The organism is Pseudomonas sp. LBUM1657, assembly GCF_059716075.1.
The window spans coordinates 4,656,593-4,678,586 of record NZ_CP166799.1; the positions used below are offsets into that span (position 1 = coordinate 4,656,593).

A 21,994-nucleotide genomic window follows, 5' to 3' on the forward strand; every position below is an offset into this window, starting at 1 on the left:
GCACTAAAGCTCGAACCGCAACTCTGGCCAGATTGGCGATGTGCCGCGTTTTTGCGATTCCAGAATGGCCCGGCACAGCGAACACAGGCGCTGATCCTGAAACACTCGGCGGTCGACGCTCGACCAGCGTGGCTGCGCCGGCAGCAGGCTGCCACACAACGTACGGTCCGCCGAACCGCCCAGCTCCAGCTGACGGGTCACCAGATGCACCCGCACTTCCTGGCAGGCGAACAGATCCAGCTGTTCGTCAGGCTCGATCAGTTGATAGGCAAAAAGGGACCAGGCGGGACGCGGCATCGGGGGCTCCAAATCGGGGGCGCCACCTTAGCCGAAACACCGCCGCTAGAAAAGCGTCAAAGCAGCGGTTTCAGTGTCGGCCAGACATTTTCCAGCAACTTGGCCTGAGCCCCGGCAGCCGGGTGCAAACCGTCGGCCTGCATCAAATCTGAATGACCGCCCACGCCGTCGAGAAAAAACGGTACCAGCGGGACCTTTTTCTCCTCGGCCAGCGTGCTGTAGACCTTCGCAAAGGCCTCGGTATATCGAACACCGTAGTTGGGCGGCAATTGCATGCCGAGCAATAGCACCTTGGCGCCACTGGCCCGCGAGCTGTCGATCATCGACGCAAGATTTTGTTGCAATTGCGTTGGCAGCAGTCCGCGCAGGCCGTCATTGCCTCCCAACTCGAGGATCACCAGCTCCGGCTTATGCTCTGCAAGCAGCGCAGGCAGGCGCGCCTGGCCTCCGGCACTGGTGTCACCGCTGATGGACGCGTTGACCACCTTATCGTCGAAACCTTCGCGCTTGAGCCGCTGCTCGAGCAACGACACCCACCCCAACCGGGTATCCAGGCCGAAACCCGCGCTGATACTATCGCCAACGATCAGGACTGTACCCGCCGCTGCGTTCTGGGCCATGCACATCAAGGCCAGGCCAGCACTCAAAAACCACACACGCATCGGATTCTCCATGGGCGCAAGCATTCTCACCGCGAAGAACCTTAGCAAAGTGGTTCCTAGCGCGGAAGGTGAACTGACCATCCTGCACGAACTGAGCCTGAAACTGAACAAGGGCGACAGTCTGGCCATCGTCGGCGCCTCCGGTTCCGGCAAATCCACCCTTCTGGGACTGCTCGCCGGTCTCGATCTGCCGAGCAGCGGCGAAGTCACGCTCGCCGGTCAAGCCTTGAGCAATCTCGACGAAGACCAGCGCGCCCGCATCCGCGCCGAACATGTCGGTTTTGTCTTTCAGTCCTTTCAGTTGCTCGACAGTCTCAACGCCCTTGAAAACGTCATGCTGCCGCTGGAGCTCGATGGCCGCAAAGATGCACGTGAGCGCGCCACCGAGTTGCTGCAACGCGTCGGGTTGGGCCAACGCCTGACCCACTCGCCTCGCCAGCTCTCCGGCGGCGAACAACAGCGTGTGGCGATTGCCCGTGCGTTTGCCGCCGAACCCGATGTGCTGTTCGCCGACGAACCCACCGGCAACCTCGACAGCCACACCGGCGAGCGCATCAGCGATCTGCTGTTCGAACTCAACCAGGAGCGCGGCACGACCCTGGTGCTGGTGACCCACGATGAACGCCTGGCACATCGCTGCCGCCGCCTGATCCGCCTCGACGCCGGCGTGCTCGTCACCCCTCTGGAGGCCTGATGGCACGCTTGCCGCTGTTGCGCCTGTTCAGTCTCGCCATCCGCCAATTGCTGCGCGACGCCCGTGCCGGTGAATTGCGCGTGTTGTTCTTCGCCCTGGTAGTAGCCGTGGCGGCGAGTACCGCCATCGGTTACTTCGGCGCTCGCCTCAATGGCGCCATGATGCTGCGCGCCACCGAGTTTCTCGGCGCAGACCTGGTGCTTGAAGGCAGTTCGCCGGCGCGTCCCGAACAGATAAAAAGCGGCACCGAATTGGGTCTCGAACACGCTCAGGTGGTGGAATTCTCCAGCGTCATCGCCACCGACAACGGCATTCAACTGTCCAGCATCAAGGCAGCCGATGATGTCTATCCGCTGCGTGGCGAACTCAAAAGCGCCTCCGCGCCATTTGCCTCGGAGGAATCCGGTGGCGGGCCGAAACCTGGTGAAGCCTGGGTCGAAGCGCGGCTGCTGACCGCGCTGGACTTGAAGATCGGCGACAGCATCGACGTCGGCATGCGTACCCTGAAACTGGCCCGGGTGCTGACTTACGAACCGGACCGCGCCGGCAATTTCTATAGCCTGACGCCCCGCGTACTGATCAACCTCAGCGACCTTGTGGCGACCGGCGTGGTGCAACCCGGCAGTCGAGTCAGCTATCGCGAGCTCTGGCGCGGAGAAGCACACGCCCTGGAAACCTATCGCGAATTGCTCAAACCCGGCTTGGCCGCCAACCAGCGCATTCAGGATGCCCGGGACGGTAACCAGCAAATCGGCGGCGCCCTGGGCAAGGCCGAGCGCTACTTGAACATGGCCAGTCTGGTGGCCGTGCTGCTGGCCGGTGTGGCGGTGGCGCTGTCGGCGACGCGCTTCGCCACCCGCCGCTTTGACGCCAGTGCACTACTGCGCTGCCTGGGGCTGTCCCGTCGGGAAACCATGGTGCTGTTCAGTTTACAGCTGACCGTACTCGGGCTGCTGGCGAGCATCAGCGGCGCCCTGATCGGCTGGCTGGCACACCTTGGACTGTTTGCGCTGCTGCGTGAGTTAATGCCGAGCGATGTTCCACCGGGCGGTCTGTTTCCGGCCATCGCCGGTATCGGCACTGGGCTGGTGGCGCTGGCCGGTTTTGCCTTGCCGCCCTTGGCTGCCTTGGGTCGCGTGCCGCCATTGCGGGTGTTGCGTCGGGACATGCTGCCGATTCCGACCAGCACCTGGATGGTCTACGGCGCGGCACTGGGCGCCCTCGGGCTGATCATGTGGCGCCTGAGCCTGGACCTGCTGCTGACCTTCGCCCTGCTCGGCGGTGGCGTGGTCGCCGCACTGGTGCTGGGCGGATTGCTGTTGCTGCTGCTGAAAAGTCTGCGCCGGATGCTGGCCCGTTCCGCCTTGCCGTGGCGACTCGGTTTGGGGCAATTGCTGCGCCATCCGCTGGCCGCCGCAGGGCAATCCCTGGCCTTCGGTTTGATTCTGCTGTCCATGGCGCTGATCGCCTTGTTGCGCGGCGAACTGGTGGACACCTGGCAGAACCAATTACCGAAGAACGCTCCGAATTACTTCGCGCTGAACATCCTGCCGGCGGACAAGCAGGCATTCAGCGATCGGCTGATGGAACTGTCGGCGCAATCGGCGCCGCTGTACCCGGTGGTACCGGGGCGACTGATCAGCATCAACGGTGAGCCGGTGCAGGAAATCGTCAGCAAGGATTCGGCCGGCGACCGGGCAATCCAGCGCGACCTGAGCCTGACCTGGGCAGCGGACCTGCCGGCGGGCAACAAACTGACCGCAGGCAACTGGTGGCCCGAACAGGCGCCGGATGAGATTCCTGGGGTGTCGGTGGAAGGCAAAGTCGCCGAAAGCCTGAAACTCAAGCTGGGCGATCACATGGTCTTTACTGTCGGCGGGGCCAATCGCGAAGCGAAAGTCACCAGTCTGCGAGAGATCAACTGGGACAACTTCCAGCCGAACTTTTTCATGATCTTCCAGCCTGGCACGCTGAAGGATCTGCCCGCGACCTACTTGACCAGCTTCTATCTGGCTGCAGGCCATGACCAACAGATTGTCGACCTGTCCCGGTCTTTTCCGGCGGTGACCATTCTGCAAGTCGAAGCCTTGTTGGCCCAGTTGCGCAGCATCCTCGCCCAGGTCACCCTGGCGGTGGAATACGTGCTGTTGTTTGTGTTGGCGGCGGGGATGGCGGTGCTGTTCTCCGGCCTGCAGGCGACGCTGGATGAGCGCATTCGCCAAGGCGCCTTATTGCGAGCCCTCGGGGCCGAGCGGCAGTTGCTGGTCAAGGCACGGCGGATCGAGTTCGGTCTGCTTGGCGCGGTCAGCGGACTGTTGGCGGCGCTGGGTTCGGAACTGGTGAGCCTGGTGCTCTACCGCTTCGCCTTGGACCTGCCATGGCACCCGCACCCGTGGCTGTTGTTGCTGCCGCTGATCGGTGCCGTGTTGATCGGTGGCGCCGGCGTGTTCGGCACTCGACGCGCGCTAAACGCCAGCCCGCTGACAGTTCTGCGCGAGGGTTGATAGACTCAAGCCCTCTCAATCCAAAGAAGTTGCCATGAGCCGTTATCGCCCTCCCCGCCCCGCTGGCACCGCGCTGATCACCCCCGAAGGTGAAGCGCGGATGCGGGCCGAGTTTCATGAGCTCTGGCACGTGCGGCGGCCTCAGGTCACGCAATCGGTCAGCGAGGCGGCGGCCCAGGGCGATCGCTCTGAAAATGCCGAATACACCTACGGTAAAAAGATGCTGCGCGAAATCGACAGCCGCGTGCGTTTTCTCACCAAACGGCTGGAAGCGCTCAAGGTTGTCAGCGAGAAGCCCAGCGATCCGAACAAGGTCTATTTTGGCGCTTGGGTCACGATCGAAGACGAGGATGGCAAAGAGTCGCGCTATCGTATCGTCGGGCCGGATGAGCTGGACTTGAAACAAGGCCTGATCAGCATCGATTCACCGCTGGCACGCGCCCTGATCGGCAAGGCACTGGACGCCGAAGTACGGGTCCAGACACCGACCGGTGAGCAATGCGTGTACATCGTGGCGATCGACTATCCCTGAGCTTCAGCGCCGGGTAATCAACCCTTGTCGGGCGACGCGGGTCAATTGTTTGATCATTTCAAGGGCGTCATCGACGCCGGGCGATTGAATCACCGCCAGATCGAAACTGTCGCTGGCAAATCGCGCCAGGGACTCGCCGTCTTCGACAAACTGAATCAGGAAAGCTGCGGGGCCGCCAGTACGACGTGGCCAGCCATCGAGATAACGCAGGAGCGTCGGCTGATGTTTGCCGCCAAGCAGGATTTTTGGATTGCGCTGGGTGAGATGTGCCGTGATCGGCGCGGGACGTACAACAGGGCTTAGTGCGTTCATTGTTTCGTGTCTCTGCCTCAAAAAGTCTGCATGGCAGGTGAGAGGCAACACCGAACCAGCGCTTTAGCGGTATTTCGAAGCCTGTTTCAAGCTTCTATCGGCAACTGAATGAGTCACCTGGCGCCCCGCAAGTAGCTGTTTAAATCGGCGCATGGGCAGCATCCTAGAGAAGCTGACCGGACAGTGTCAAGAATGACGAGCAACAAAAAAGGCCCGCGCAATGCGGGCCTTTTCGTTGAGCCAGAGCGATCAACCAGCGATGGCGCGGTCTGCCGACAGCTTGCCGGCGCCTTCGATCAGCACCGCGATGCTGCCACCGAGCAGGGCCAGCGCGAATTCATAACCGTTGTTGGCCATGAACAGGCCATTGCCGATATGGACGGTGAAAATCGCGACCAGCGAGAGGAACGTCAGCCCCAGTGCTGCCGGGCGTGCCAACAGACCGATAATCAGCGCCAGACCACCGAAGAACTCGGTACCGCCCGCCAGCGTCGCCATCATGTAGCCCGGCGCCAGACCGATACTCTCCATGTACTGCGCGGTGCCCGCCAGACCGTAACCACCGAATGCCCCGAAGAGTTTCTGCGCACCGTGGGCAGCGAAGATGATGCCGACGAAGATCCGCAGGACAGTCAGGCCGTAGCCAGCGCGGGTAAACAATACCTTGTTGATCAGTGTGCTCATGCTGTGTCATCCATTTTGAGAAGTGTGTTGGTTGGCCGCTATATTAATCAGTAAATCTCATGTTAAAAGCGCAAATATTGCACATTAACAATCAGTTTATTCGATCACTTCCGCGAGGCAACTTTCTGCCCCTGGGGCTCCAACGACTCCCGCTCCCGATCGAACGCCAAGTAATACTTGTTCACGCTATTAACATAGCTGACGGGGCCCATTCCCACCTGTTCCATGGCAACGCGCTCGACCTGGAAGAACCACTGATTGGGGTTCAACCCCCGTCGCCGCGCTTCGGCGCGCATGCCCTGGACCCGCTCCGGCCCGATGTTGTAGGCCGCCAGCACGAAGGCCATGCGCTCACGTTCGTTGAGTTTGGGGCTGGCAAAAAACTTGCGACGGATCATCGCCAGGTACTTGGCCCCGGCCTGCACGTTGGCGTCGAGATTCTGGATATTGCTGACTCCCACCCGCTGGGCCGCGGACGGGGTGATCTGCATCAAGCCGGTAGGGCTGCTGCCACTGCGTGCATTGGGTTGCAGACCGGATTCCTTGAACGCCAGCGCCGCGAGGTTCAGCCAGTCCATGCCTTGGGCATCGGCGTGTTTCTGCAGGACCGGTCGCAGTTTTTCCAGGCGCTGCCGATCAGCCTTGGCCAATGGATAGTGGACTTGATACAGGCGTCGATAGATCCGCAAAAACGCCGCATCCTGATCCGACGGTTTCTTGTAGCCGGTCAGGAAGCGATCGATGCTCGCCCGCAGCATCGAAGCATCGCGACGCACGAACCAGAACTCTTCGCCCGGTTCGCTGATGAGCACCTGCCGATCGAAACGCAACTTGGGCAGGATCTTGCCCCAGCGCTCGGCAATCGGCTGTTCGACGATGGTCAGGTGAAAGATTCCACCCTGAACCATCTCCAGCACATCCTCGACCGCCAGGGAGGGATCGACCCACTCGATTTTCACCGGTGGCAGTTTATGCAGGGCAAGCTTTTGATTGATTTGACTGACCGCATCGCCAGCCGCGCTGCCGGTGGGCAACGCCAGGGTTTTACCAGAGAGTTGTTCGAGGCGGGTGTAACGTCGCTCGCCTTTGATCCCGACCAGCACAAACGGAATGTTGCTCGCGATCGGTGTGCTGGTGCTGACAGCGTGCCCCGGTTGCAGATCCAGCAGTTCACCCGGTGCAACCAGGTCACCCTCCCCGCGCTGCAACGCGCCAATCAGTTGATCCTTGGCCTTGGGGATGATCTTGAGGGTGATTTCCTGACCGTCACGGGCGTGACCGTTGAGGTACAGCTCGAAGGCGCGCAGGCGATGGTATTCGACGCCGATGGCCTGGCCCTGGACTTCGCCGGAGCTGTTGCGGCTCTGGTTGACCAGCACCCGCAGCACGCGGCTGCTGCGGATTTCCGCCAGATCGCGCACCTTGGCGGCCGGCACGGCTTGCAGCGGTCCGGCCAGGCGCGCAACCGCCGGCATCGGCAGCAGCAACGAACAACACAGCAGTAGCAAAACCGAGGGACGTATCATCCACTCTCCGGAAAGAATACTGGGCCGACCTCAAGATTTTTCATGAAATCGAACGAAGAAACAGAGCGCCTGGAGCGCTGGCAAAGTGCGGAAGACTGGCACAGTGATGGCTCGCTAGCCACCCCGACCTGTCTCGCGGCATCAAGAGACAGCTACAACTCGTTGTAGTTCTTGGCTTTTCTTATAAATCTACAGCTCTGATATGCTTTCCGGCCTTTGGTCCGAGGTAGCACCATGCAACTCATCGATATCGGCGTCAACCTGACCAACCCCAGTTTTGCCGACAAACACCAGGCTGTGCTCGACCGCGCTTACGCAGCGGGGGTCTGTCAATTGGTGCTCACCGGCACCAGTGTCGAGGGCAGCGAACAGGCGCTGGAGCTGTGCCAGCAACTGGATGAAAGCGCTCAACGGCTGTTCGCCACCGCCGGGATTCACCCGCACTCCGCCAGCGACTGGAATGCCGACAGTGCCCAGCGTCTGCGCAGTTTGCTCAAGGAGTCGAACGTCGTGGCCGTGGGTGAATGCGGGCTGGACTTCAATCGTGATTTCTCACCGCGCCCACAACAGGAAAAAGTGCTCGAAGAGCATCTGGCCATGGCGGTCGAACTGCAATTGCCGGTGTTCCTTCACGAGCGCGATGCCAGTCAGCGGTTGCTGGAAATCCTGCGCGATTACCGTGACCAGTTGCCGGCCGCCGTGGTGCATTGCTTTACCGGCGAAAAGAAAGCGCTGTTCAGTTACCTCGATCTGGATTTACACATCGGCATCACCGGCTGGATCTGCGACGAACGCCGGGGCACGCATTTGCATCCGCTGGTCAAGGAGATCAAACGCGGACGCTTGATGCTCGAGAGCGACGCGCCGTATCTGTTGCCACGCAGCCTGCGCCCCAAGCCGAAAAACGGTCGCAACGAGCCGGCTTACCTGACCGAAGTGTTGCGGGAAGTGGCGCTGCATCGCGGGGAGAGCGAGGAAGACCTGGCAGCGCACAGCACAGCATGCGCACGGGCGTTCTATGGACTTCCCTCAATCCCGGAATAAACACACCTCACCTGTGGGAGCGGGCTTGCTCGCGAAAGCGGTGTATCAGTCGACAACAATGCTGACTGACACGCCGCTTTCGCGAGCAAGCCCGCTCCCACATTGGAAGGGTGGTGATTGTTGATTCACATCAAGATCCAGTTCCCTGAGTAGCGGCACAATGCTGGCACCTTGCCAATGCTGTTTCCGCTATCAGAGAAGACCTCCATGGGTGCCTGGCTTAGCAACATTTCACTGAAATACAAATTCTGGGCGGTCAATGCGGTCGCCTTCGTCACTACCCTGCTGCTGGTGCTGTACGCCGTGCAACTCGAACAACAGGCCCGCAGCCACGGCGCCCAGGCGTCGGCGCAGGCCCAGGCGCGATTGCTCAACGCCTGGCCTGCCGGGCAACCGCTACCGAAGTCCGATAACCTGCTGACCTTCAGTCGCGGGCAGGCACCGTTGCTGAACGGGCAGCCGGTACTGGAACTGGCCGATGCCAACGGCTGGGTCGAGATCAATTCCATGCCGCTGTTTGGCGACAATCCGCTGATGGGCGCCGAAGTGTTCACGCGCACCGATGGCCAGCAGGTCGCGGTGATCGCCTATGGCCAGAGCCTGACCGAAGTGTTCGGCGATCGTTTCGCCCACTACGCGGTGGCGGTGTTCATCCTGATGCTGGCGATGCTCGGCGCTTCGCAACTGTTGATCCGCTTCCTGCTCAGCCAACTCAATACCTTGAAAGACGTGATGCTCCACGTCGAGAAAACCGGTGACCTCTCGGCCCGTGTCCCGCTGGCCTGCGCTGACGAAGTCGGGCAGATGGCCAACGCCTTTAACGCGATGCAGGCCGGTTATCAGCGGGTGGTGAACACGGTCGCAAGCACCGCCCGGCAATTGGATGTCGGCGCAGCGCGACTGGCGTCGAGCATGAACGAGGTGCGCCACGGCATGCTCGGCCAGCAAAGCGAAACCGATCAGGCCGCCACGGCGATCAACGAAATGACCGCCACGGTCTATCACATCGCCCAACACGCCGGCGCCACCCGCGACCTCTCGCAAACCGCCGACGCCCTGGCCGGCAGCGGGCAGGAAGTGGTCAGCCGCGTGCAAAAGTCCATCGCCGGATTGTCCACCGGAGTGCAGCAGACGGCCGAGATGATTCAGCGCCTGGCCGAGGACAGCCAGAAGATCAATGGCGTGGTCAGTGTGATTCACAGTATCGCCGAGCAGACCAATCTGCTGGCCCTCAATGCCGCGATTGAAGCGGCACGGGCCGGCGAAATGGGTCGCGGCTTTGCGGTCGTCGCCGATGAAGTGCGCAATCTGGCCAAGCGTGTACAGACGTCGACTGACGAGATCACCCTGATGGTTTCCGCGTTGCAGGCCGGGACTCGCGATGCAGTGGACTTCATGCAGGAAAGCTCGTTCAAGGCTGACGATTGCGTGAAACAAGCGCAAGAGGCCGGGGCCGCGCTGGCAGAAATCACCAGCGCGGTGGCACAGATGCGCGAAAGCAACACGCAGATCGCAGTGGCGGCCGAGCAACAAAGCCAGGTGGCGGAAGAGATGAATCGGGCGGTGGTGAGCATTCGCGATGTAACCGAGAATACCGTGCAGCAGACCGTGGATTCGGCCACGACCAGCAATGAGTTGGCGGCGTTGGCGGGGGAATTGAACAAGGCGATCGGTCAGCTCAAGCTCTGACGGCCTCTTCGCCGTCAACATCAATTCCGAACATGACCCCTATCACTTCGATAGCCAACCTTGATTCGCCGCCCGCATGGGCCAAGCCTATTCTTCAATCATGTGTTCAACATGGATCGAGGATTTTCATCATGGGCAAACGTCACCCCAACCTTCCCGCCTGGCAATGGCGTGCGTACCCGAACAATCACCAGCACCCGACCAATCTGGTGCTGCACCTGATTGCAGTGCCCCTGTTCATCGTGGCGTTTCTGCTGATTGTTTGCGGAGTGTTTAGCCCGAACCTCGGGAATCTCGCCATCGGCGTGGTGGGCTTGCTGGCCGCACTCGGCCTGCAACGCCACGGTCACAGACTGGAGGCGCAAGCCGCCGAGCCATTCAGTGATCGCAAAGATGCGGTATCGCGCTTGCTGGTCGAGCAGTTCCTGACCTTCCCACGGTTTTTCCTGAGCGGCGGCTGGTGGCGCGCCTGGAAGGAACGCCACCGTCGTCACTGATCAGGCAAAAATCGTCACGGTCTGCCGGCTCATGGCAATCAACTGACCGTCCGCGTTCCACAGCTTCGCGGCCGCGTGTCCGTAGCCGTCGGCGGCATACTCGATTTCGACGAAGTATTTGCACCAGTCCAGCGTGCTCAGCTCAAGCAACGGCTGGACGAATTCGATGGTCCAGGTCAGCGTGCTGCCCATCGCCGGTTTCTTCAGGTGCGGCAACAAGGCCGGAGGCCAGGCGTCCACCAGCGCCAGGATATGCGATTCGCTGACTGCCTCCTCCTTCACATCCCCACGCAAGCGCACCCAGCCACCCATCTCGCGGGATTTATTGCCGGTGAACGGCAGGCCGCCGATGCTCCAGCGCATCGCCAGGTGGCGCATGAATTCCGGGGTCACGCCTTTGATGTACGGCAGTTCCTGGCAATCTTCCCAGTGTTTCATCTCCGGGGCCGGTTCGGCGGTTACCGCCACTTCCGACGGACGCGAGGCGCCGAAGCTGCCCTGGATCAACGTCACCACCTGGCCCTTCTGTATCGCCCGGCCCAGCACCTGGCTGACGGCCTTGCCTTCGCGCAACACATCGACTTCAAAGCTGACGGGCACTTGCGGCTCGACCGGGCCGACAAAGGTAATCGCCAGCGAGCGCACCGGACGATCCGCCGGGACTTTTGCGCGCATGACTTCGTATTGCAAGGCGGCCACCAGGCCACCGAAACTGGCACGCCCCTGCGCCCATTCGGCCGGGATAGACAGCTCCAGCGGCTGGCTGCGGACGGCATCGAGCAGATCAGAAAAGCGCATGAAAACCTCAAGAGGCAGAAAAAGGATGAAGGGATCTTAACCAGCCAACGGAGCTGGCACAGCACCTATTCCGGCCAAATTGACTGACAGATAAGCCGCGCTCGGCTGAAACACATATTCCATGCCCAACACCAAACCACTGTAGGAGCGAGCTTGCTCGCGATGAGGCAGTGACATTCAACATTGATGTTGGCTGATATACCGCTATCGCGAGCAAGCTCGCTCCCACAGGGGATTCGCTGGTTTCAGGATTTGAAACAAGCGGCGCTGAGTTTGTCGAGAACCCGATCGGCGCGACTTTCGGCCTTGGCCATGGTGGTTTGCCAAACCACGACGCAAGGCTGCAAATCCGCTTCCTGTTCGGCCCGGGCCAGCCATTGCCAGCAGTCATGCCAGTCGCCCAAGGCACCTTGCGCGGACTTCAAACGTGGCATCGCCGCTTTCGGCAGTCGATCGAGTTCGGGATAGGCTTCGATGCCATAGCGCACGCGCTTGATCAGCAGGCGCAAGCGATGGCGGTCGTGGGCAGGATCGTGCAAGGCCTGATCGAGTTTTTCCCATTGTTTGGCCAGGCGCTTTTCGATGCGCTGGCGCAAACCCTTGAGCAAACCCTGACGTTGGGAGGCCCGCACAAAACGCGGAAAGGCGTCGAGGATCATCAGTAACTGCGCCAGCTCAGAACTCACCGCCACCGCCGGGTAAGCCTCGTGCATCTGCGCCATGCGCCGGTGCGCGGCCTCGGGTTGATCGTGCTGGAGCAAGTACGCCGCCAGCACCTCGCGATCACGCAACGGCGTGGTCAGGTCGCCAACCCGGGAGGCCGCCGTTTCCAGTTGTTCGACCCCGGGCAATCCGCGCAATGGTCGCAACAGACTGCGCAAACGGCGAACCGTCGTGCGCAGATCGTGCAAGGCTTCAGGGTCGGTACGGGCACTCAAACGCGCCTGACAGGCCAGCAAACGAACTTCCAGGCCCAGGACCCGAGCCACCAACTGATCAACCAAGGCAGACATCGCTTGCTCCCTGAATCGAAATCCCTCGTAGCGCTACATCATGCCTCAACGGCCGGCGCGCGACTCGCGAATGTAGAAACGCGCTTTTTCAGCTTTCTTGGTGCAGCCCTCGAACGCTTCGAATTGCTGCTGGGTCTTGGCGCCGGTCAGCAGGGACAAGGCCTTGGAGTAACTGACGTTCCCGGCAAAACCTTCGGCCTTGGCCAGGTCCAGTTCACGCCACGCAGCATCGAGCCCGCTGGCGCAGCTGTCGCGATAAGCGGTTTTTCCGGCACAACCGGCGAGGGCCAAGGCAATCAATGGCACACAGATCCAGGCTTTCATCACTCACACCTCAAAGATAGGTAAACAGTCATGCAGGTAGGACGGTCTGGCGCGTGAAAAGTGCCTTGGTGCCGTCACTCAAACGATAGCGCTGGGGAGAATACCCATCTGCCGCCACGGAGTGTCGAAAAAACGACGCGTTCGCCCCACCGAGCGACCTTAGCGATTGAAGCACGCCCCTCGATGGGTGCATTGTTGAACCTTGTCAGACGAGGGCGATTCATGAAAAAGCGTGTCGCACTGGTGCTGGGTTCAGGCGGGGCCCGGGGCTACGCCCATATCGGGGTCATTGAAGAGATCGAGCGGCGTGGCTACGACATCGCCTGCATTGCCGGTTGCTCCATGGGCGCGGTGGTCGGCGGGATCTACGCCGCCGGCAAACTCGACGATTATCGCGACTGGATCGAGAGTCTCGATTACCTCGACGTCCTGCGTTTGGTGGACGTCAGTTTTCGTCTGGGCGCAATTCGCGGAGAGAAGGTGTTCGGGCAGATCCGCAAGATTGTCGGCGAGATCAATATCGAAGACCTGCGCATCCCCTACACCGCAGTCGCCACCGACCTGACCAACCAGCAGGAAATCTGGTTCCAGGAAGGTTGTCTGCACCAGGCCATGCGCGCCTCGGCGGCGATCCCCAGCCTGTTCACGCCCGTGATGCAGGGCAATCGCATGCTGGTGGATGGCGGCATCCTCAACCCTTTGCCGATCGTGCCGGTGGTGTCGAGTCATTGCGACCTGATCATCGCGGTCAACCTCAACTCCACCAACCAGCGCCACTATCAACTGCCGGTGATCCAGCGCCCGGCGGCGTTCAAGACCCGTTTCGACAGCCTGATCAACTCGCTGGGTTCGAAATTGCCGTTCCGACGCAAACAGGCCGAACAATTGCTGCTGCTGGAGAAGGAAGCGTTGATGGCCGAAGCGGCCGAGATCAACCCCTGGGTCGAATCCGCCGAACCCGAAGCCCAACAACCGGCAGCCGCACCTGAAAGCGACGGCGCACCGAAATCCGCCACCGGCTCGTTCATCATCGACAACGTGGGGCCGGCGTCCTTGCTGGACTTGATCAACCAGAGTTTCGAGGTGATGCAGACGTCGTTGGCGCAGTACAAGATTGCCGGGTATCCACCGGATATTCTGATCAACGTGCCGAAGCGGGTGTGCCGGTTTTTCGAGTTCTACAAGGCGCCGGAACTGATCGCGCTGGGACGGGAGATTGCGCGGGATACGCTGGATCGGTATGAGGATGAGCAGAAGCGGGATTCTTGAGATTCTCGAGTGAATGTGAGGGCCTCTTCGCGAGCAAGCCCGCTCCCACAATGGATCTTCGGTGGCCATAAAGTTGCAGGCACAACACAGAACTACTGTGGGAGCGGGCTTGCTCGCGAAGAGGCCAGACCGGACAACACCAAACTAGAGGCTGCCCTCACTCAACAACCGATACCCAACCCCCGCTTCTGTCACGATAAACCGCGGCCGGGTCGGATCGTCTGCCAGTTTCTGCCGCAAATGCCCGACCACGATCCGCAAATAGTGACTGTCCTCGGTGTGGGTCGGCCCCCAGATGTCTTTCAACAACTGCTGCTGGGTGATGACCCGCCCCGGGTGCCGCGCCAGTTGCGCCAGCACCGCGTACTCCTTGCGGGTCAACGCGACTTCAGTGCCGTCGAGCAGCACCCGGCGATACGCCAGGTCCACGGTCAGCGGGCCAAACGTCAGTGCCACTTGCTGAGCCTCGCCAACCGGCGCCTGACGCAGCAAGGCACGCACCCTGGCGAGGAACTCCTGGATGCCGAATGGCTTGGTCACGTAGTCATTGGCGCCGCCATCCAGGGCCTGAACTTTCTGACCTTCGCTGGCGCGCACCGAGAGCACCAGCACCGGCACCGTCGACCATTCGCGTAACTCGCGCAGCACTTGTTGGCCGTCCATGTCCGGCAGGCCGAGGTCGAGCACCAGCAGGTCGGGTTTGCTCAGCGCGGCTTGCGCCAGACCTTCGCTGCCAGTGCCGGCTTCCAGTACTTTGTAGCCCTGGGAAGCGAGGCTGATACGCAGGAATTTGCGGATCTGCGGTTCGTCGTCGATGACCAGAATGGTCGCGGTCTGGCTCATGGTTTCTGATCGCGCAATAAAGATATCCAAAGGGTATCAGGCTTCACTTTCAAAGCCAGGTTGTTCCTGCAGCGGCAAGTGAAGAGTGATGCAGGTGCCGCGTCCCTCAATGCCGTCGGCGACGCTGATCCGCCCGCCATGGGCACCGACCATGCCCTGACAAATCGCCAGCCCCAGCCCCGTGCCCTGCCCGCCACGATCACCGCGCGCAGCGGTGTAGAACATGTCGAAAATTTTCGCCCGCTCCTCCTCCGGAATCCCCGGCCCTTCATCGCTCACCGAGAAAAACAGTTCGCTGTCGTCGGATCCGGCGCGCAATTGCAGACGCCCGTTGGCCGGTGAAAAGCGCGCGGCGTTTTCCATCACGTTGACCAGCGCCTGCTCGATCAACGCGGCGTGGACGTAGAGCAACGGCAACTCCGGCGGCACTTCGGTGGTCACCTGCAACGGCGCCAGCACCGCACGCAGGCGATTGAGTGCACTGCCGACGATGTCTGCCGGCGACACCCAGTCCCGCGCCAGTTTCAGGGCGCCGTGACCGAGGCGGGTCATGTCCAGCAGGTTTTGAATGTAGCGATCGAGGCGCTCGGCTTCATCGCGGGTGCCTTCGAGCAACTCACGACGATCCTCCAAGGGGATGGCCTCGCCGAGGGCCAACAGGCTGTCGATGCTGCCGCGCATGGAGGTCAGCGGCGTACGCAAATCGTGGGACACCGAGGCCAGCAAGGCGCTGCGCAATTGCTCGGTTTCGCCATGCAGTCGGGCCGCTTCCAGGTCATCGGCCAATTGCGCACGGGCCAGCGCCTGGGCCAGCGGCTGGCTCAACGCGGTCAACAAGCGTCGACGCTGACCGCTCAAGGTCTGGCCTTCTTTGGCACACACGCCGAGCAACGCCAGCGGCCCGTCCTCCACCGACAAAGGCCACCACCACCAACGGCCGAGCGGCAGCGTGCCGGTGCCCGCGCCCGCCGGTTGATCGTGTTGCCAAGCCCAATCGGCGGCAGCACGTTCGGCTTCGGAGAATTCCAGCGGGCCACCGGTTTCGACTTTCCAGCCGCCTTGACTGTCGCGATTGAGCAGGCACAGTTGCAGGTCGCTCCAGCCGTTGAGGTGTTGGGCCGCCGCGCTGACGACGGCTTGGCGATCAGTGGCGGCGGTGAGTTTGCGCGACAGGTCGAGCAGCTCGGTGGTCTCTTCCTGGGTGTCGCGCAGGGCTTGCAACTGCCGCCGCTGACGCGCCGCGAGGTTGCCGGTCAGCGCCGCCATCAGCAGGAAAAACAGCAAGGTCAGCACGTCTTCTTCGCGCTGGATCCTGAACGAGAAATTCGGCGGAATGAACAGAAAGTCATAGGTCAGAAACGACAGCGCCGCACAGGCCAGCGCCGGGCCGAGACTGCTGCGCACCGCCACTAGCAACACGGCAGCGAGGAACACCAGCGAGATGTTTGGCAATGGCAAGACACTCGCCACCGCCCAGGCCAAGGCACTGGCCAACAGCGTAGCGACCACGGCCAACGCATAGTCGAACCAGACCAGCGACTGCGCCGAACGCGGGCGCGGCTGATGCTGTTCGTGATCGCTGTCGAGGACGTTGATTTCCAGGCCACGGGCATCGCGCAGCAAGCGGGACGCCAGTCCGCCACCGAACAAACGCCGACGCAAACGCTGACGGGATTGACCGACCAGCACCAGACTCGCGCGACGTTCGCCAGCGTGCTGGATCAGGGTTTTCGCCACCTCGCCCGCCCGCAGCAATACCACCTCGCCGCCGAGCCGTTCGGCCAGTTGCTGGGCACTTTGCAGGCGCAGTCGCGATTGCTCGTCACGCACGCTGCCGTTGTCTACGTGCACCAGGCTCCACGGCAGATGTCGGCGCTGAGCGACGCGACTGGCGTGACGCACCAGGCGCTCGGCCTGCGCATCGCCGTCGACGCCCACCAACAAACGACCGCGCACCGCCGGCGCGGCCTGGCCGAGTTGACGATACCCCAGGGCCAGATCGTTATCGACCTGGGCTGCAGCGGTTTGCATCGCCAGTTCCCGCAGGGCGGTGAGGTTAGTCTGGGTGAAGAAGGCATCGATGGCCGCCCTCGCCTGCTCCGGCACGTAGACCTTGCCATCACGCAGACGCTCCAGCAGTTCCCGCGGCGGCAGGTCGATCAGCAGCAGTTCATAGGCTTCTTGCAGAACCCAGTCCGGAAGGGTTTCGCGGACCTGTACGCCGGTAATGCCGCGCACCTGATCGTTGAGACTCTCCAGGTGCTGGACGTTGACCGTGGTGAACACGTCAATGCCCGCGGCGAGCAGTTCCTGGATGTCTTGCCAGCGTTTGGCGTGACGGCTGCCGGGGGCGTTGGTGTGGGCCAGTTCGTCCACCAGCACCAGTTTCGGTTTGGCCGCGAGCAAGCCGTCGAGGTCCATTTCTTCCAGCATCACGCCACGGTATTCCGAGCGCACCAATGGCTGCTGCGGCAGGCTACCGAGCAGCGCTTCGGTTTCGGCACGGCCATGGGTTTCGACCACCCCGGCGATGACTTTCACGCCCTGGCGCAGTTGGGTGTGGGCCGCTTGCAGCATGGCGTAGGTCTTGCCGACACCGGGAGCCGCGCCGAGGAATACCTTGAGCCGGCCACGGCCATCCCGAGGCAGGTCTGCTAACAGCGCGTCGGCGCGGCCGGAGTTGCTCATACTTGAAGCTCTCTTTATTCAGGTAGTGATGTGTTGATTATTCGACCGTCTTCGCGAGCAAGCCCGCTCCCACAGGGAATCTTCAGTGTTCATAGGACCAATGTGGGAGCGGGCTTGCTCACGAATGGCGGCGCCACCGATTTATAGCTTCTCAAGCGCCATATTCAGCGCCAGCACATTCACCACCGGCGGCCCCACCAACGGCTGTTCGATGTGCGCATCCAGCAGTTGTTGAAGCGTAGACACCGGCAAATGGCGTGCCTGCGCGACACGCGCCAGTTGATAGGCAATCGCGGCTGGTGGCAAGTGGGGATCGAGGCCGCTGCCGGAAGTGGTGAGCATGGCCAGCGGCACCGGTCCCTGGCCGGGCACCAGCAGTTTGTTGGCATCGTCGATCACGCGGGTGGCCAAGGCCGGGTTACTCGGCGAGAGATTGCTCGCACCACTCGACACCGTGGCAAAGGCACCGGCCGATGGCCGTGGATGGAACCAGGCGTCACCGACGAAATCCTGGGCAATCAACGAAGAACCTCGGACCTTGCCGTCGGCATCGCGCACCAGGCTGCCATTGGCCTGATCCGGGAACGCGACCTGGGCGACACCGGTGACGATCAAGGGGTAGGCAACGCCGGTGACCAGGGTCATCAGCACAAGCAGGCTCAGGGCCGGGCGTATCATTGTGGACATTTCAAAATCCTCGAATTCAGTGAACAAGTGCAGCGTTCAGTCAGATGCACCGTGTTGTGTTCTTCGCAAGCAAGCCCGCTCCCACAAAAGCACCGCATTCCCCCGTGGGAGCGGGCTTGCTCGCGAAGGCGGCGTGCCTGGCACACCGCTCAGGGTCAAACCAGATGCAACGCCGTCAACAGCATGTCGATCGCCTTGATGCCCACGAACGGCACCAGAATCCCGCCCAGCCCATAGATCAGCAAATTGCGTCGCAACAACGCCGCCGCACTGGCCGCTTGCACCCGTACACCGCGCAGCGCCAACGGGATCAGCACCACAATGATCAAGGCGTTGAACACGATCGCCGAGAGAATCGCGCTCTGCGGACTGCTCAGGTGCATGACGTTGAGCACACCCAGTTGCGGGTAGATCGAGGCAAACAGTGCCGGCAGGATCGCGAAGTATTTGGCCACGTCGTTAGCGATGGAAAAGGTCGTCAACGCGCCGCGAGTCACCAGCAATTCCTTGCCGATCTGCACCACGTCCAGCAGCTTGGTCGGGTCGCTGTCGAGGTCGACCATGTTCGCCGCCTCGCGCGCCGCTTGCGTGCCGTCGTTCATCGCCATGCCCACGTCCGCCTGGGCCAAGGCCGGGGCGTCGTTGGCGCCGTCGCCGCACATCGCGACCAGGCGACCGTCGTTCTGCTCATGGCGAATACGCGCCAGTTTCTTCTCGGGCGTGGCTTCAGCCAGCACGTCATCGACGCCCGCTTCGGCAGCAATTGCCGCGGCGGTCAGAGGGTTGTCGCCGGTCACCATGACGGTGCGAATCCCCAGTTTGCGCAGCTCGGCGAAACGCTCGCGGATGCCGGGCTTGACCACGTCCTTGAGGTGGATCGCACCGAGCAATTTACCGTCGGCGCAGACCAGCAACGGCGTGCCGCCGCTCTGGGCGATCTTGTCGATTTCCCGCGACAGCGGCGCTGCCAGATCGGCGCGTTTCAGGCCGACGAAGGCGAGCAAGGAATCCACCGCGCCTTTGCGAAAAACCCGACCTCGATAGTCGACACCGGACAGACGCGTCTCGGCGCTGAAGGGCACCGCCGTCAGTAACTCGGCGGCCGGTTCAGGCTGTGGTTGAGTGCCGCGCAGGTACTCGACGATGGACTTGCCTTCAGCCGTGTCATCGGCCAGCGAGGCAAATAACGCGCCTTCGGCCAACTCCTTCGTGCTGACACCCGGCGCTGCGTAAACGGCGGTGCAACGACGGTTACCGAAGGTGATCGTGCCGGTCTTGTCGAGCAGCAGGACGTGCACGTCCCCCGCCGCTTCCACGGCGCGACCGGACTTGGCGATCACGTTCAGGCGCACCAGGCGGTCCATCCCGGCGATCCCAATGGCGGACAGCAAACCGCCAATGGTGGTCGGAATCAGCGTGACCAATAACGCCACCAGGAACACCAGTGGCAGGCTGCCGTTGGCGAAGTGGGCGAACGGTTGCAGGGTGACGACCACCAGCAGGAAGATCAGAGTCAGGCCGATCAGCAGAATGTCGAGCGCCACTTCGTTCGGGGTTTTCTGGCGCTTGGCGCCTTCGACCAGGGCGATCATCCGGTCGAGTGTCGACTCGCCAGGGTTCGCAGTGATGCGCACCAACAGCCAGTCTGAGACCAGTCGAGTGTTACCGGTGACGGCCGAACGGTCGCCGCCGGATTCGCGAATCACCGGCGCGGATTCACCAGTAATCGCCGCTTCGTTGACTGCCGCGATGCCTTCGATGACCTCGCCATCACCGGGGATCATTTCCCCCGCTTCGACGCGCACCACATCGCCCTTGCGCAGGCTGGTCGCAGGCACCACTTGAAAGGCACCGTTGCTGGTTTTGCGGCGGGCGCTCAAGCCTTCGCTGCCGGCCTTGAGGCTGTCGGCGCGAGCCTTGCCGCGACCTTCCGCCAAGGCTTCGGCGAAGTTGGCGAACAACACGGTGAACCACAGCCACAAGGCGATTTGCGCCGCGACGAAGGTCGGCACGGCACTGTCGGGAATGAAGCACAGCACGGTAGTCAGCACCGCGGTCAGTTCGACCACCAGCATCACTGGTGCACGCTTCAATTGCCGTGGGTCGAGCTTGACGAAGGCTTGTACCAGCGCCGGACGCCAGAGGGCCGACAGTGCGGTTTTCGATGCTCCGGCCGATTTGGTTGACGACGCTTTTTTTGAAGCTGGAACGTGCATATTCATCATTGACTCCTTAGAAGCCCATGCTCAAATGTTCAGCAATCGGGCCCAATGCCAGTGTCGGCAAAAACGTCAAACCACCCACCAGCAAAATGGTCACGGTCAGCAATGTCACGAACAGCGGGCCATGGGTCGGGAAGCTGTTCTGGCCGATCGGTGCGGTTTTCTTCATCGCCAGGCTGCCAGCCAGGGCCAGCACCGGGAGGATGTAACCGAAGCGACCGATCAACATGCCCAGTCCCAGCATCAGGTTGTGGAACGGCGTGTTGGCACCGAAGCCGCCAAACGCAGAGCCGTTGTTGGCACCGGCCGAGGTGTAGGCGTAGAGCAACTGACTGAAACCATGAGGGCCGGGGTTGCTCACCGCTGCCACCGGGCCAGGCAGGCTGGCAGCAATCGCGCCGAGCACCAGCACGCCGACCGGCATCACCAGCAAGGTCACCACCAGCAATTGCACTTCCTTGGCTTGCAGCTTTTTACCGAGGTATTCCGGGGTGCGGCCGATCATCAGGCCGGCGAGGAACACTGCGATCAACACGTTCAGCAACATGCCGTAGAGCCCGGCACCGACGCCGCCGAAGATCACTTCGCCGACCATCATGTTGACCAGCGCGACCATGCCGCTCAACGGGCTCAGGCTGTCGTGCATACCGTTGACCGAACCGTTGGACGCCGATGTGGTAGTCACCGACCAGAGCACCGTGGCGGTGGTGCCGAAACGCGCTTCCTTGCCTTCCAGCGGCGCGGTCTGCTCGACGGCGACGTTGTTCAGGGTCGGATTCGGCTGGTATTCGGCCCACAGCGAGGTCGCGCCGCCGATCAGGAACAGCGCCAGCATGCAGGCGATGATTGCGCGACTCTGACGCAGGTCTTTCACGTAGTGGCCGAAGGTGAACACCAGCGCAGCCGGGATCAGGATGATCGAGCTCAGTTCGAACAGGTTGCTCCAGGCTGTCGGGTTCTCGAATGGATGCGCCGAGTTGACGCCGAAGAAGCCACCACCGTTGGTGCCCAATTGCTTGATCGCAATCTGGCTGGCGGCCGGGCCGAGCGGGATCACCTGATCGACGCCTTGCAGGGTCATGGCATTCACGTACTGCGCGAAGGTTTGCGGCACGCCCTGCCAGACCAGATACAGCGCCAGCAGCAGGCACAGCGGCAGCAAGCCATAGAGGGTGGCGCGGGTCATGTCGACCCAGAAGTTACCCAGGGTTTTGGTCGACTTGCGACCGATGCCGCGACACAACGCAACGAGTACGGCGAGACCGGTGGCGGCGCTGACGAAGTTTTGCACGGTGAGGCCGACCATCTGACTCAGGTAGCTCAGCGATGCTTCACCGCTGTAGGCCTGCCAGTTGGTGTTGGTCATGAAACTGACGGCGGTGTTGAACGCCAGCGTCCACTCCTGACCCGGCAGGTTTTGCGGGTTGAGCGGCAGGTAGCCTTGGAACAACAGGATCACGAACAACAGCAAGAAGCCCGCGAGGTTGAAGGCGAGCAAGGCCAGGGCGTATTTCTGCCAGCTCTGTTCGGCCTGCGAATCAACGCCGGCCACCCGATAACACCCGCGTTCGACCGGTCCGAGGATGGGCGAAAGCCAGGTGCGCTGCCCCTCCATCACCTTGTAGTAGAAACGCCCGAGAAACGGTGCCGGGATCAGCACCAGGGCGAAGAAGGCGAGGATCAGCCAATAGTCATAACTGTGCATAGCC

The 21,994-nt window shown here is 61.8% G+C and carries 20 protein-coding genes; 7 read left to right on the forward strand and 13 right to left on the reverse strand.

The features are described 5' to 3' along the window. Window positions 1–3: 3 nt before the first annotated feature. Both ACA055_RS21445 and ACA055_RS21450 read right to left on the reverse strand, forming a co-directional pair. Window positions 4–297 carry a hypothetical protein gene (locus tag ACA055_RS21445; protein WP_003226812.1) on the reverse strand — a complete coding sequence of 98 codons (294 nt, stop codon included), beginning with the start codon at window positions 295–297 and terminating at the stop codon, window positions 4–6. 56 nt (window positions 298–353) lie between these two features. Further along, window positions 354–959 (reverse strand): arylesterase, encoded by a 606-nt coding sequence (locus ACA055_RS21450; protein ID WP_497680468.1) that lies wholly within the window; start codon window positions 957–959, stop codon window positions 354–356. 10 nt (window positions 960–969) lie between these two features. Here ACA055_RS21450 and ACA055_RS21455 point away from each other — a divergent pair, with 10 nt between their 5' ends. The 3 genes from ACA055_RS21455 to greB are packed head-to-tail and all read left to right on the forward strand — an operon-like array spanning window position 970 to window position 4,689. Next, window positions 970–1,653, forward strand: coding sequence for an ABC transporter ATP-binding protein (locus tag ACA055_RS21455; RefSeq protein WP_497680469.1), 684 nt, complete (start codon window positions 970–972; stop codon window positions 1,651–1,653). After that, window positions 1,653–4,157 carry an ABC transporter permease gene (locus tag ACA055_RS21460; protein ID WP_497680470.1) on the forward strand — a complete coding sequence of 835 codons (2,505 nt, stop codon included), beginning with the start codon at window positions 1,653–1,655 and terminating at the stop codon, window positions 4,155–4,157. Before ACA055_RS21455 ends, ACA055_RS21460 begins: the two co-directional genes overlap by 1 nt. A 34-nt stretch (window positions 4,158–4,191) precedes the next feature. Continuing rightward, complete coding sequence (gene greB, locus ACA055_RS21465; protein WP_497680471.1) at window positions 4,192–4,689, forward strand: transcription elongation factor GreB; 498 nt, start codon at window positions 4,192–4,194, stop codon at window positions 4,687–4,689. Between the two features lie 3 nt (window positions 4,690–4,692). Here the strand turns inward: greB and ACA055_RS21470 are convergent, their stop codons facing one another. The 3 genes from ACA055_RS21470 to ACA055_RS21480 all read right to left on the reverse strand — a co-directional run bounded on the left by ACA055_RS21470 (window position 4,693) and on the right by ACA055_RS21480 (window position 7,211). Beyond that, on the reverse strand, window positions 4,693–5,001 hold the full coding sequence (locus tag ACA055_RS21470) for a class I SAM-dependent methyltransferase (RefSeq protein ID WP_497680472.1): 309 nt from the start codon (window positions 4,999–5,001) through the stop codon (window positions 4,693–4,695). 249 nt (window positions 5,002–5,250) lie between these two features. Next, window positions 5,251–5,685: a DoxX family protein gene (locus ACA055_RS21475; protein ID WP_497680473.1), complete on the reverse strand. Its 435-nt coding sequence runs from the start codon at window positions 5,683–5,685 to the stop codon at window positions 5,251–5,253. Window positions 5,686–5,789: 104 nt separating this feature from the next. Further along, window positions 5,790–7,211, reverse strand: coding sequence for an MltF family protein (locus tag ACA055_RS21480; protein ID WP_497680474.1), 1,422 nt, complete (start codon window positions 7,209–7,211; stop codon window positions 5,790–5,792). 234 nt (window positions 7,212–7,445) lie between these two features. Between ACA055_RS21480 and ACA055_RS21485 the strand changes: the two genes are divergently transcribed. The 3 genes from ACA055_RS21485 to ACA055_RS21495 all read left to right on the forward strand — a co-directional run bounded on the left by ACA055_RS21485 (window position 7,446) and on the right by ACA055_RS21495 (window position 10,441). Next, on the forward strand, window positions 7,446–8,255 hold the full coding sequence (locus ACA055_RS21485; RefSeq protein ID WP_497680475.1) for a TatD family hydrolase: 810 nt from the start codon (window positions 7,446–7,448) through the stop codon (window positions 8,253–8,255). A 207-nt stretch (window positions 8,256–8,462) separates the two neighbouring features. Then, a complete protein-coding gene (locus ACA055_RS21490) occupies window positions 8,463–9,944 on the forward strand; it encodes a methyl-accepting chemotaxis protein (RefSeq protein ID WP_497680476.1) in 1,482 nt (493 codons plus the stop codon). 131 nt (window positions 9,945–10,075) lie between these two features. Next, window positions 10,076–10,441 (forward strand): terminase, encoded by a 366-nt coding sequence (locus ACA055_RS21495; RefSeq protein WP_497680477.1) that lies wholly within the window; start codon window positions 10,076–10,078, stop codon window positions 10,439–10,441. Here ACA055_RS21495 and ACA055_RS21500 read toward each other — a convergent pair whose 3' ends face one another. The 3 genes from ACA055_RS21500 to ACA055_RS21510 all read right to left on the reverse strand — a co-directional run bounded on the left by ACA055_RS21500 (window position 10,442) and on the right by ACA055_RS21510 (window position 12,576). Then, window positions 10,442–11,239, reverse strand: a complete 798-nt coding sequence (locus tag ACA055_RS21500; protein WP_497680478.1) for an acyl-CoA thioesterase — start codon at window positions 11,237–11,239, stop codon at window positions 10,442–10,444. A 245-nt stretch (window positions 11,240–11,484) separates the two neighbouring features. Beyond that, window positions 11,485–12,252, reverse strand: coding sequence for a CHAD domain-containing protein (locus ACA055_RS21505; RefSeq protein ID WP_497680479.1), 768 nt, complete (start codon window positions 12,250–12,252; stop codon window positions 11,485–11,487). Window positions 12,253–12,297: 45 nt separating this feature from the next. Continuing rightward, window positions 12,298–12,576 carry a hypothetical protein gene (locus ACA055_RS21510; protein WP_497680480.1) on the reverse strand — a complete coding sequence of 93 codons (279 nt, stop codon included), beginning with the start codon at window positions 12,574–12,576 and terminating at the stop codon, window positions 12,298–12,300. A 222-nt stretch (window positions 12,577–12,798) separates the two neighbouring features. Here ACA055_RS21510 and ACA055_RS21515 point away from each other — a divergent pair, with 222 nt between their 5' ends. Further along, complete coding sequence (locus ACA055_RS21515) at window positions 12,799–13,845, forward strand: patatin-like phospholipase family protein (protein ID WP_497680481.1); 1,047 nt, start codon at window positions 12,799–12,801, stop codon at window positions 13,843–13,845. Window positions 13,846–13,989: 144 nt separating this feature from the next. On the opposite strand, the gene ACA055_RS21520 is transcribed toward ACA055_RS21515, so the two are convergent. From ACA055_RS21520 to kdpA, 5 genes are all read right to left on the reverse strand, one after another. Further along, the gene (locus ACA055_RS21520; RefSeq protein ID WP_497680482.1) at window positions 13,990–14,688 is read right to left on the reverse strand and encodes a response regulator; all 699 of its coding nucleotides are present in this window, start codon (window positions 14,686–14,688) and stop codon (window positions 13,990–13,992) included. Window positions 14,689–14,724: 36 nt separating this feature from the next. Next, window positions 14,725–17,376 (reverse strand): DUF4118 domain-containing protein, encoded by a 2,652-nt coding sequence (locus ACA055_RS21525; protein WP_497680483.1) that lies wholly within the window; start codon window positions 17,374–17,376, stop codon window positions 14,725–14,727. Between the two features lie 141 nt (window positions 17,377–17,517). Next, window positions 17,518–18,063: a potassium-transporting ATPase subunit KdpC gene (gene kdpC / locus ACA055_RS21530; protein WP_497680484.1), complete on the reverse strand. Its 546-nt coding sequence runs from the start codon at window positions 18,061–18,063 to the stop codon at window positions 17,518–17,520. A gap of 155 nt (window positions 18,064–18,218) precedes the next feature. Next, window positions 18,219–20,285 (reverse strand): potassium-transporting ATPase subunit KdpB, encoded by a 2,067-nt coding sequence (kdpB, locus tag ACA055_RS21535; RefSeq protein WP_497680485.1) that lies wholly within the window; start codon window positions 20,283–20,285, stop codon window positions 18,219–18,221. A gap of 10 nt (window positions 20,286–20,295) precedes the next feature. Continuing rightward, on the reverse strand, window positions 20,296–21,990 hold the full coding sequence (gene kdpA / locus ACA055_RS21540; protein WP_497680486.1) for a potassium-transporting ATPase subunit KdpA: 1,695 nt from the start codon (window positions 21,988–21,990) through the stop codon (window positions 20,296–20,298). Between the last annotated feature and the right edge of the window lie 4 nt (window positions 21,991–21,994).

Coding starts and splice junctions, on each gene's coding strand:
- ACA055_RS21525 (WP_497680483.1), bottom strand. CDS start 17,376: ATGAGCAACTCCGGCCGCGCCGACGCGCTGTTAGCAGACCTGCCTCGG.
- ACA055_RS21510 (WP_497680480.1), bottom strand. CDS start 12,576: ATGAAAGCCTGGATCTGTGTGCCATTGATTGCCTTGGCCCTCGCCGGT.
- ACA055_RS21475 (WP_497680473.1), bottom strand. CDS start 5,685: ATGAGCACACTGATCAACAAGGTATTGTTTACCCGCGCTGGCTACGGC.
- ACA055_RS21480 (WP_497680474.1), bottom strand. CDS start 7,211: ATGATACGTCCCTCGGTTTTGCTACTGCTGTGTTGTTCGTTGCTGCTG.
- ACA055_RS21495 (WP_497680477.1), top strand. CDS start 10,076: ATGGGCAAACGTCACCCCAACCTTCCCGCCTGGCAATGGCGTGCGTAC.
- greB (WP_497680471.1), top strand. CDS start 4,192: ATGAGCCGTTATCGCCCTCCCCGCCCCGCTGGCACCGCGCTGATCACC.
- ACA055_RS21445 (WP_003226812.1), bottom strand. CDS start 297: ATGCCGCGTCCCGCCTGGTCCCTTTTTGCCTATCAACTGATCGAGCCT.
- ACA055_RS21500 (WP_497680478.1), bottom strand. CDS start 11,239: ATGCGCTTTTCTGATCTGCTCGATGCCGTCCGCAGCCAGCCGCTGGAG.
- kdpC (WP_497680484.1), bottom strand. CDS start 18,063: ATGTCCACAATGATACGCCCGGCCCTGAGCCTGCTTGTGCTGATGACC.
- ACA055_RS21485 (WP_497680475.1), top strand. CDS start 7,446: ATGCAACTCATCGATATCGGCGTCAACCTGACCAACCCCAGTTTTGCC.
- ACA055_RS21515 (WP_497680481.1), top strand. CDS start 12,799: ATGAAAAAGCGTGTCGCACTGGTGCTGGGTTCAGGCGGGGCCCGGGGC.
- ACA055_RS21470 (WP_497680472.1), bottom strand. CDS start 5,001: ATGAACGCACTAAGCCCTGTTGTACGTCCCGCGCCGATCACGGCACAT.
- ACA055_RS21460 (WP_497680470.1), top strand. CDS start 1,653: ATGGCACGCTTGCCGCTGTTGCGCCTGTTCAGTCTCGCCATCCGCCAA.
- ACA055_RS21520 (WP_497680482.1), bottom strand. CDS start 14,688: ATGAGCCAGACCGCGACCATTCTGGTCATCGACGACGAACCGCAGATC.
- ACA055_RS21490 (WP_497680476.1), top strand. CDS start 8,463: ATGGGTGCCTGGCTTAGCAACATTTCACTGAAATACAAATTCTGGGCG.
- ACA055_RS21450 (WP_497680468.1), bottom strand. CDS start 959: ATGCGTGTGTGGTTTTTGAGTGCTGGCCTGGCCTTGATGTGCATGGCC.
- kdpA (WP_497680486.1), bottom strand. CDS start 21,990: ATGCACAGTTATGACTATTGGCTGATCCTCGCCTTCTTCGCCCTGGTG.
- ACA055_RS21505 (WP_497680479.1), bottom strand. CDS start 12,252: ATGTCTGCCTTGGTTGATCAGTTGGTGGCTCGGGTCCTGGGCCTGGAA.
- ACA055_RS21455 (WP_497680469.1), top strand. CDS start 970: ATGGGCGCAAGCATTCTCACCGCGAAGAACCTTAGCAAAGTGGTTCCT.
- kdpB (WP_497680485.1), bottom strand. CDS start 20,285: ATGAATATGCACGTTCCAGCTTCAAAAAAAGCGTCGTCAACCAAATCG.